Raw genomic sequence first — 10,176 nt, forward strand, 5'->3', positions numbered from 1 at the left:
CGGCTGCGGATCGCCGAGACCCCGGTCTTCCGCGAGCAGCACGGCCGGGCCCGCGGGCCCCCGCCCGGCGCCCGCCCCGCGGCCCACCGGTGCGCCCGCCTCGCCGTTCGCCGCCGCGCAGCCCGGCCCCGGGCCCGAGGACCCGTACGCGGCCGGCCCAGCGCCGGCCCAGCCGTACGGCAACGATCCGTACGGCAACGACCCGTTCGCCCCGGCCGGCCAGCGGCCCCAGGGGCCCGCGCAGGCCGACCCGTTCGGGGCCGGCCCGGCGGCCGGCGGGCAGCGTCGGCAGCCGGTCGAGGAGCCGGAGGACACCCAGATCGGCGGCTTCGAGCCGATCCGGGACGAGCCGCCGCAGCAGCAGCGGCCGCAGGGGCAGGGTCAGCAGCAGGGACAGGGCCAGCCGCTGGGCCAGCGGCAGCGACCGCAGGGCCAGCCGCAGGCGCGGCAGCAGCACCGGCAGCCGCCCACCGGGATAGCCGGGCCGGCCGACCCGTTCGCTCCCGCCGACCCCTTCGCTCCCGCCGACCCCTTCGGCCCGGCGGACCCGTTCGGCACGGCGGACCCGTTCGCGCCGGCCGACCCGTTCGCGGCTCCGCAGCGTCCGGGCCAGCAGCAGGCGCAGCAGCAACACCAGCAGCCACAGCCACCGCAGCAGCAGCAACAGGCGCCGCAGGGCCGGCCGGCCGGCGCGCGCGCGGGCGAGGGCCAGCAGCCGGGCGGCGGGCGCTTCGCCGATGTCCCGTTCGAGCCCGCCAAGCCCTTCCCCGGATCGCCCCGGGCCGCGACCCCGGTCCGGGTGCCCCCGTCGCCCGACCAGATCTCGCACCGGCCCGACGCCGCCCCGGCGGAGCCCGAGGAGGCGGCGGCGCCCGCGAAGGCGAAGGGCCGCGGCGGCAAGCTCATGGTCTACGCGGTCGGCGGGCTGATGTTCGCCGGGGCCGCGGCCTACGGCACCGGCCTGATGATGAACCAGTCGGACATCCCCAAGGGCACCACGGTGCTCGGCACCGACATCGGCGGCGACACCCGCGACCAGGCGGTCAGCGCGCTGGACGCGGCGGTCGGCCCGACGGCCCAGCGGCCCGTCCAGCTCAAGGTGGCCGGGCAGTCGGTCAACCTCGACCCGGCCAGCGCCGGGCTGAGCTTCGACACCACCGCCACGGTGGAGGGTCTGACCAAGCACAGCTACAACCCGGTCGTGGTGATCGGTTCGCTGGCCGGCGGCAGCAAGACCGTCGCACCGGCGGTCCGGGTCGACCGGGCCAAGCTGAAGGCAGCGCTGGACGGGCTGGCCTCGACCTCCGGGCAGGGCCTCCAGGAAGGCTTCGTCCGGTTCACCGAGGCCGGGCAGACCGAGGTGGTGCCGGGCAAGGCCGGCCAGACCCTGAACGCGGCCGGCGCGGTGGACAAGGTCGAGCAGGCGTTCCGCAACCGCGCGGCCGGGCAGCCCGACGGCGAGGTCGCCCTGGAGCTGACGGAGGCCCAGCCGAAGGTCGGTCAGGACGCCCTCCAGGCCGCGGCCGACAGCCTCGGCAAGCAGGTGCTGGCGGGCAACATCACGCTCACCGTCGGGGCGAGGAAGTTCGACTTCGGCAAGGTCACCGCGGCCAAGGCGCTCACCCTGGTGCCGGACGACACCGGCAAGATCGTGCCCAGGTGGGACCTGGACAAGCTGAACGCCGCGATGAGCAGCACCATCGGCAACAGCAAGATCCGCAAGGGTGGCGCCCTGGTGACCATCACCCCGCAGGATGTCGCGGACGCCATCACCTCGGTGCTCGACAAGACCGGCAAGGACCGCGCCTTCAAGTTCACCGTCTGACGCACCACCAGCACCACCAGCACCACACGGCGCCACCGGCACCACCCAGCACCACTCAGCACCGCCGCGAAGGCCGGGACCGGGGAGCCCCCGACCCGGCCTTCGCGCCGTCCGGGCCCTGGGTGCCATGAATTTCGAGGATCGGCGTCCGGATATCGGACATGTGGCCATCAATTCAAGCCACGTTCACCCACCGCCGGTGGGGTCGCCGTTCAATCGTCAATCAAGCCGCTCACCAGCAGTCATTTGTTGGCGAATCCTCGCCATTGGCGGTATATAACCGGACATAACAACTCAAGTGTTGCGCGGCAGTGGAACCTCACGTTCCGGGGCGGCGCCGACCTGGAAAACCCCTTGTGGCCTGCAGGTCATGCCGATGAACCCATGGTCAAAACCGGTCATCGCCTCAAGGATTGGATCCGGCGTTACCAATCTTTGATCCGGCGCCGGTCGACAAGTCTTCACCAGGTCAGCAAGATGTGGCAGCGAGCCGTTCCACAGCGGCGACCGACTTTCTGACCAAACGTCCGACATTCGAGACGCCCCGAGGCACTCTGTGCAGAGCCCGCCATCCTCACGGATCGCGCAGACGGGGGCCTTGTTCCGTCGGTGAGCGCGGGTCCGCACGAGGGAGAGAACCACCTTGGGTCGCTATATGCTTCGCAAGCTGGCCAATTATCTGATTCTGGTCACGCTTGCGGCATCTCTCTCCTATTTCATCGCGGGGCTCAGCCTGCACCCGCAGGCGAACTACGAGGGCCGTAACCCGCCACTGGCGAAGACCACCATCAGCAAGACGCTCAGCGACGTCAACATGAACCCTGACACCCCCATCGTCAGCCGGTTCGCGACCTGGGCGAACGGGGTGGCCCACGGCGACCTCGGCAAGAGCATCGACGGCTCGCCGGTCAACGACGAGGTGGGCCGCCGGATCGGCGTCTCCACCCGGCTCCTGCTGCTGGCCACGCTGATCGGTTCGGTCGGCGGCGTCGCGCTCGGCACCATCGGCGCGATCAAGCAGTACAAGTTCTTCGACCGGGCCTCGACCCTGGCGTCGTTCTTCATCCTGGCGATGCCGACCTTCGTGCTCGGTCTGTTCCTCAAGCTGCTCACGATGAAGTTCCTGGGTGCGGGCACCATCCACTTCACCGGCGAGACCGACCCGGAGTTCGCCGGGCGCTGGGACTTCGCCGCCCTGGGCAACCGGGCCGAGCACATGCTGCTGCCCGGCCTGACCCTGATCCTCATTCAGGTCGCGCTCTACAGCCGCTACCAGCGCAGCACCATGCTCGACGTGCTCGGCAGCGACTTCCTGCGCACGGCCCGGGCCAAGGGCCTCAAGCGGCGCGCCGCTCTGGTCAAGCACGGCCTGCGGACCGCGATCCTGCCGGTCGTCCCGCTGCTGGTCTTCAACATCGTGCTGCTCTTCGTCGGTGCGACCTTCACCGAGAAGACCTTCGGCTGGCACGGCATGGGTGAGTTGCTGGTCAACTCGATCACCCGCAACGACGTGAACTCGACCGCCGCGGTCGCCCTGTTCACCGCGGTCCTGGTCCTCATCGCGGGCCTGCTGTCCGACCTGCTCTACGCGGCGCTCGATCCTCGGGTTCGGGTGCGCTGACGCACCGTTCCCCGACCGAGCACCGAACACCCGTAGAGGAGAGAGAGCATGAGCGCCAACCAGCCCGCCCCGTCGAACACCTCCGCCGCCGGCGGCGAAGCGGTCACCGCCCTGGCCACCGCCACGGCCGGTGTCCCGCCGCTGCCCCCGCCCGCCAAGCCCGCCGTCAAGCGGACCAGCCGCGGACGACTGACCCTTCGCCGCTTCACCCGCAACCGGCTCGCCCTGGTCGGGGTCGGCATCATCGTGCTGCTGTTCGTGGCCGCCTACGTCGGCCCGATGTTCAGCAAGTACGACTACAAGTTCCACGACTACATGGCGTTCACCGCGCCGCCCGGCGGCGACCACTGGTGGGGCACCAACCAGGGCGGCCAGGACCTCTTCGCGCTGACCATGCGCGGCCTGCAGAAGTCCCTGGTGATCGGCCTGCTGGTCGGCGTCATCAGCACCCTGGTGGCAGCCGTCGTGGGCGCCTTCGCGGCGTACTACGGCGGTTGGATGGACAAGACCCTGACCTGGGGCGTCGACCTGCTGCTGGTGCTGCCGAGCTTCCTGATCATCGCGGTGCTGTCGCCGATCTTCCGCAACTCCAGCTGGCTGATCTTCGTCGTGCTGCTGGCCGCCTTCAGCTGGATGATCACGGCCCGCGTGGTCCGCAGCATGACGATGACGCTCAAGGACCGCGAGTTCGTCAAGGCCGCCAAGTACATGGGCGTCCCCGGCCCGGTCATCATCTTCCGGCACATCCTGCCGAACATGGCCTCGCTGCTGATCATCGACACCGTGATCCAGATCGGCGCCGCGGTCATCGGCGAGAGCGGGCTGTCCTTCTTCGGCTTCGGTGTGCAGGCCCCGGACGTGTCGCTCGGCACCATCATCGCCGAGAACACCACCAACGCCCCGACCTTCCAGTGGCTGTTCTACTTCCCGGCCGGCTGCCTGGTGCTGATCGGTGTCGCGGTCTCCTTCATCGGTGACGGTCTGCGCGACGCCTTCGACCCGAACTCCTCGGGTGCCAGGTCCAAGGGCAAGCGCCGCAAGGCGCTGGCCGAGGCCGGCGAGGCCCACCGCAAGGCGTCGATGCCCAAGTCCAACGACGTGCTGAGCGCCTCATGACGGACGCGACGACCCCCTCGCAGCCCGCGGACAGCAGCCCCCGTACCAAGGAAGGACTCCGACCGGTGACCGACACCCGGCTGGACAAGTCTCAGCCCGTTCTCGAAGTGACGGACCTCCAGGTCTCCTTCCCCAGCGAGGCCGGCGAGGTGCGCGCGGTGCGCGGTGTCTCGTACGCCGTCCGCCCGGGCGAGGTGCTCGGCATCGTCGGCGAGTCCGGCTCCGGCAAGTCGGTGTCCTCGATGGCCGTGCTGGGCCTGCTGCCGGACTCCGCCGAGGTCTCCGGCTCGATCAAGCTGAACGGCCGCGAGCTGCTCGGTCTCTCGGACAACGAGCTGTCGAAGATCCGCGGCAAGGAGATCGGCATGGTCTTCCAGGACCCGCTGTCGGCCCTCACCCCGGTGTACTCGATCGGCACCCAGATCGTCGAGGCGCTGCGGATCCACCAGGACATGACCAAGGAGCAGGCCCGCACCCGGGCGATCGAGCTGCTCGACGTGGTCGGCATCCCGGACCCCAAGCGCCGGGTGGACAACTTCCCGCACGAGTTCTCCGGCGGCATGCGCCAGCGCGCGATGATCGCCATGACGATCGCCAACGACCCCAAGGTGATCATCGCCGACGAGCCGACCACGGCGCTCGACGTCACCATCCAGGCGCAGGTGCTGGAGGTCCTGAAGAAGGCCCAGGACGTCACCGGCGCGGCGATCGTGATGATCACCCACGACCTCGGCGTGATCGCCGGCTTCGCCGACCGCGTCCAGGTGATGTACGCCGGCAAGCCGGTCGAGTCCGGCGCCGTCGACGAGGTCTACTACGCCCCGCGGATGCCGTACACCATTGGCCTGCTGGGCTCGATCCCCCGCCTGGACAACACCGAGCGCAGGGCGCTCACCCCGATCGAGGGCACCCCGCCGTCGATGGTCGCGCTGCCGCGGGGCTGCCCGTTCGAGGCCCGCTGCCCGATCGCGATCGACCGCTGCCGCGAGGTCGAGCCGATGCTCTCGGTCAAGGAGGGCAACACCCACCCGACCGCCTGCCACCGCAGCCACGAGCTGGCCGGCTCGCTCGACCCGGCGACCATCTACCCGGTGCCGGAGATCCCGGTCGCCGTCGAGCTGGCCAGCGTGCCGCGCGAGGAGCGCCCGAAGGTCCTCGAACTCGACGGCCTGACCAAGCACTTCCCGCTCACCCAGGGCGCCGTGATCAAGCGCAAGGTCGGCGTGGTCAAGGCGGTGGACGGCATCACGCTGGACATCCGCGAGGGCGAGACCCTGGGCCTGGTCGGCGAGTCCGGCTGCGGCAAGACCACCACCCTGCTGGAGATCCTGGACCTGCCCAGCGGCCAGGCCGGCACCGTCACGGTGTTCGGCAAGGACGTCCGCGGCCTCGGCCGGGCCGACCGCAAGGCGCTGCGCCGGGACATGCAGATCGTCTTCCAGGACCCGATGGCGGCCCTGGACGCCCGGATGCCGATCGGCGACATCCTGGCCGAGCCGCTGCGCACGCACGGCTGGGACAAGGACCGGATCGCCGCCCGGGTGCCCGAGCTGCTGGAGATGGTCGGCCTCAACCCCGACCACGCCGACCGCTACCCGCAGGAGTTCTCCGGCGGCCAGCGCCAGCGCATCTCGATCGCCCGCGCCCTGGCGCTGGAGCCCAAGCTGGTCATCCTGGACGAGCCGGTCTCGGCCCTGGACGTCTCCATCCAGGCCGGTGTGCTCAACCTGCTGGACGAGCTGAAGGTCAAGCTCGGCCTGAGCTACCTGTTCGTCGCCCACGACCTCTCGGTGGTCCGGCACATCGCCGACCGGATCGCCGTGATGTACCTCGGCCGGATCGTCGAACTCGGCGACTCCGAGTCGATCTTCGACGCACCGTCCCACCCGTACACCCAGGCCCTGCTGTCCGCCGTGCCGCTCCCGGACCCGCGCCGGGAGCGCGAGCGGACCCGGATCCTGCTCACCGGTGACCTGCCCAGCCCGGCCAACGTGCCGAGCGGATGCCGGTTCCGCAACCGCTGCCCGAAGTACCTGACCCTCTCCGAGGGCGAGCAGCAGCGCTGCCGCGACGAGGATCCCGCGAACAGCCGGCTGGCCACGGACCACGTGGCCGCCTGCCACTTCGCCGCGGCCCTCGAAGTGATCTGACCCCCACGAGCCGCGCCGCTTGACAGGCGCTTCCCGCCCCACCCGCACGGCCGCATTGCCAACCCTCCAGCACCCTCCGCTCCGGCGGCCCCGCTGGGCTTTACTCACCCGTTCCGTAACCACAGGGGGAATCCCTTGAAGCACACCCGGATCTCGGTCGCGCTGGTCGCCACCATCGCCGCCGCGTCGCTCTCGCTGACCGCCTGCTCCAGCAGCAAGTCCAACGACTCGGCCGCCCCGGCCAAGTCCGAGGCCCCCAAGATGACCCAGCGGGCCATCAACGAGAAGGACCGCAGCGCGCTGAAGCAGGGCGGCACCCTCAACTGGGCGATCGACCAGCTCCCCACCCAGTGGAGCCCGCTGGAGGCGGACGGCAACGAGGTCTCCACCACCGATGTCATGAAGGCGCTCATGCCGACCTTCTGGCGTTCGGACGCCGGTGGCACCCAGACCCCGAACAAGGACTACCTGCTCGACGCCAAGTCGGAGACCAAGGACGGCAAGCAGGTCGTCACCTGGACCCTGAACCCGAAGGCCAAGTGGTCCGACGGCGCGCCGATCACCTGGCAGGACATCGAGGCCAACTGGAAGTCCCAGAACGGCTCCAACCCCGACTTCAAGGCCACCTCGACCACCGGTTTCGACCAGGTCGAGAGCGTTGTCAAGGGCGCCGACGACTACCAGGCCGTCATGACCTTCAAGACGCCGTTCTCGGAGTGGCAGGCGCTGTTCAACAACGCCGCCAACGCGCCGCTGTTCCCGGCCAAGTACGTGGCCACCCCGGACGTCTTCAACACCGCCTACGCGGACAAGATCCCGGTCACCGCCGGTCCGTTCAAGCTGGACAAGATCGACCAGACCGCGAAGACCGTCAGCGTCGTGGCCGACCCCAACTGGTGGGGCCAGAAGCCGCTGCTGGACAAGATCGTCTACAAGGCCATGGAAACCAACACCATGCCGCAGGCGTTCCAGAACGGTGAGATCGACTTCTACAACAACGGCCCGGACGCCTCGGGCTACAAGCAGATCCTGGCCACCCCGGACGGCGAGGTCCGCGAGGCCGGCGGCCCGAACTTCCGCCACTTCATGTTCAACGGCAAGTCCCCGGTGCTGGCGGACGCCAAGGTCCGCCAGGCCATCTTCAAGGCGATCGACCGCGACACCATCGCCAAGTCGGACCTGAACGGCCTGGGCTGGCCGGCCGAGGCCATGAACAACCACTTCCTGGTGCCGAACCAGAACGGCTACAAGGACAACTCGGACGGTCTGAGCAAGTTCGACCCCGAGGCCGCCAAGAAGATGCTGGACGAGGCCGGCTGGAAGCTCGACGGCGACGTCCGCAAGAAGGACGGCAAGGAGCTCGCGCTCAAGTTCGTCATCCCGGCGGGCGTGACCGTGGCCACCAACGAGGGCTCGATGCTCACCCAGATGCTGCAGCAGGTCGGCGTCAAGGTGAACATCTTCACCGCCCCGTCGAACGAGTTCTTCGAGAAGTACATCTACAAGTTCGACTTCGACATGACGGCCTTCTCGCTGATCGGCACCCCGTTCCCGGCGAGCAGCTCGACCGCGAACTTCAAGACCGACGGTGGCGCCAACTACAGCCAGGTCGGCAGCCCCGAGCTGGACAAGGCGATGGCGGACGCGGCCGCGGCCCAGACCGTCGACGCCGAGTTCGCCGCGATCAACAAGGCCGACGCGGAGGCCTGGAAGGTCGCCGGTCTGATCACCCTGTACCAGCGCCCCGCCATCTTCGGTGTGAAGAAGGCCGTCGCCAACCTGGGCGCCCCGGGCCTGTCGGACTACATCTACGAGAACATCGGCTTCACCAAGTGACGACCTCCCAGGTCTGATCGACAGCTGACGGGGCGGGCCCCGGGGATCACCTCCCCGGGGCCCGCCCCGTTCTCCGTCTCCGCGCCGCCGGGCGTGCTGCGGGGCCACCGCCCACCCCGCCACACCCGGCGTGCTGCGGGGCCACCGCCCCGCCGCCCCTCAGGGCGCCCCGGCGGCCCCGCAGCACGCCGAAGGGCGGGCCCCGGGGGAAGTCCCCCGGAGCCCGCCCGGCAGCGCGTCAGAAGGGCGCTCAGACCGCGGTCGGCTGCCGGAGCTCGGCGAAGTGGCAGGCCGAGTCGTGCGCGGCCGGCCCGCTCAGCACCTGCGGCACCGCCAGCAGCGGCGCCTCGGTGGCGCAGCGCTCCTCCGCCTTCCAGCAGCGGGTGCGGAAGCGGCAGCCCGAGGGCGGGTTGGCCGGCGAGGGCACGTCGCCCACCAGCACGATCCGGTCCCGGGTCTCCCGGCCGGTCGGGTCCGGCACCGGCACCGCGGACAGCAGCGCCTGGGTGTACGGGTGGGTGGCGTGCTCGTAGATCTCCTCCTCGGTGCCGATCTCGACCAGCTTCCCCAGGTACATCACGCCCACCCGGTCGGAGATGTGCCGGACGATCGAGAGGTCGTGCGCGATGAACATGTAGGACAGCTCGAAGTCGCTCTGCAGCTGGTCCAGCAGGTTGATCACCTGGGCCTGCACCGAGACGTCCAGCGCGGAGACCGGCTCGTCGCAGATGATGATCTCCGGCTTGAGCGCCAACCCCCGGGCGATGCCGATGCGCTGGCGCTGCCCGCCGGAGAACTGGTGCGGGTACCGGTTGATGTACTCCGGGTTCAGCCCCACCACGTCCAGCAGGTCCTGCACCGCCTTGCGGCGGTCGCCCTTGGGCGCGACCTCGGGGTGGATCTCGTACGGCTCGCCGATGATGTCGCCCACCGTCATCCGGGGGTTGAGCGAGGTGTACGGGTCCTGGAAGACCATCTGGATGTTGCGCCGGACGGCCCGCAGCGCGCGCCCGCTCAGCCGGCTGATGTCCTCGCCCTTGAACAGCACCTCGCCGGCGGTCGCCCGCTCCAGGTTCATCAGGACCTTGGCCAGCGTCGACTTGCCGCAGCCCGACTCGCCGACGATGCCCAGCGTCTCGCCCTTGTGCAGGGTGAGGGTGACACCGTCGACCGCCTGCACCGCGCCGACCTGCTTCTTGAAGAGGATCCCCTGGGTCAGCGGGAAGTGCTTGACCAGGTTCCGGACCTCCAGAATCGGCTCAGCCATGGAGGGTCTCCTTCCAGAAGTGGCAGGCGCTGCGCCGGCCGGCGAGCTCGGCACCGTCCGCGTCCAGGACGGGCTGCAGCAGCGGCCGGTCGGACCGGCAGAGGTCCGTGACCCGGTCGCAGCGGGGGTTGAAGGAGCAGCCCGGGGGCAGCTGCAGCAGGCTCGGCGGCAGGCCCTGGATGGCGTACAGGTCCTGGCCCTTCTGGTCCAGGCGGGGGATCGAGCGGAGCAGGCCCTTGGTGTACGGGTGCGCCGGGTTGGCGTACAGCTCGTGCACGGGGGCGGTCTCCACGATCCGGCCGGCGTACATCACGGCGATCTTGTCCGCGACGTCGGCCACCACGCCCAGGTCGTGGGTGAT

Annotated in this window: 7 protein-coding genes; 5 read left to right on the top strand and 2 right to left on the bottom strand. The window is 69.9% G+C overall.

Going from position 1 to position 10,176, the window contains the following annotated elements; all coding sequences use genetic code 11:
* The 5 genes from AB0K43_RS30745 to AB0K43_RS30765 all read left to right on the top strand — a co-directional run.
* A partial coding sequence (locus tag AB0K43_RS30745; RefSeq protein WP_363645585.1) for a hypothetical protein occupies positions 1–1,825 on the top strand: 1,825 nt, incomplete at its 5' end.
* A gap of 655 nt (positions 1,826–2,480) precedes the next feature.
* The gene (locus AB0K43_RS30750) at positions 2,481–3,446 is read left to right on the top strand and encodes an ABC transporter permease (RefSeq protein ID WP_363645587.1); all 966 of its coding nucleotides are present in this window, start codon (positions 2,481–2,483) and stop codon (positions 3,444–3,446) included.
* Between the two features lie 48 nt (positions 3,447–3,494).
* Complete coding sequence (locus AB0K43_RS30755) at positions 3,495–4,562, top strand: ABC transporter permease (RefSeq protein WP_363645589.1); 1,068 nt, start codon at positions 3,495–3,497, stop codon at positions 4,560–4,562.
* A 65-nt stretch (positions 4,563–4,627) separates the two neighbouring features.
* Positions 4,628–6,712 carry an ABC transporter ATP-binding protein gene (locus tag AB0K43_RS30760; RefSeq protein ID WP_363645591.1) on the top strand — a complete coding sequence of 695 codons (2,085 nt, stop codon included), beginning with the start codon at positions 4,628–4,630 and terminating at the stop codon, positions 6,710–6,712.
* Between the two features lie 135 nt (positions 6,713–6,847).
* Positions 6,848–8,548, top strand: coding sequence for an ABC transporter family substrate-binding protein (locus AB0K43_RS30765; RefSeq protein WP_363645593.1), 1,701 nt, complete (start codon positions 6,848–6,850; stop codon positions 8,546–8,548).
* A gap of 250 nt (positions 8,549–8,798) precedes the next feature.
* On the opposite strand, the gene AB0K43_RS30770 is transcribed toward AB0K43_RS30765, so the two are convergent.
* Complete coding sequence (locus AB0K43_RS30770; protein ID WP_363645595.1) at positions 8,799–9,815, bottom strand: dipeptide ABC transporter ATP-binding protein; 1,017 nt, start codon at positions 9,813–9,815, stop codon at positions 8,799–8,801.
* Positions 9,808–10,176, bottom strand: a 369-nt coding sequence (locus AB0K43_RS30775; RefSeq protein ID WP_363645597.1) for an oligopeptide/dipeptide ABC transporter ATP-binding protein, incomplete at its 5' end; no start/stop codon positions are given. The genes AB0K43_RS30775 and AB0K43_RS30770, both read right to left, overlap by 8 nt.

This window comes from Kitasatospora sp. NPDC049258 (genome assembly GCF_040678895.1).
Taxonomy (GTDB): Bacteria; Actinomycetota; Actinomycetes; order Streptomycetales; family Streptomycetaceae; genus Kitasatospora.

Coding starts and splice junctions, on each gene's coding strand:
- AB0K43_RS30750 (WP_363645587.1), top strand. CDS start 2,481: ATGCTTCGCAAGCTGGCCAATTATCTGATTCTGGTCACGCTTGCGGCA.
- AB0K43_RS30755 (WP_363645589.1), top strand. CDS start 3,495: ATGAGCGCCAACCAGCCCGCCCCGTCGAACACCTCCGCCGCCGGCGGC.
- AB0K43_RS30770 (WP_363645595.1), bottom strand. CDS start 9,815: ATGGCTGAGCCGATTCTGGAGGTCCGGAACCTGGTCAAGCACTTCCCG.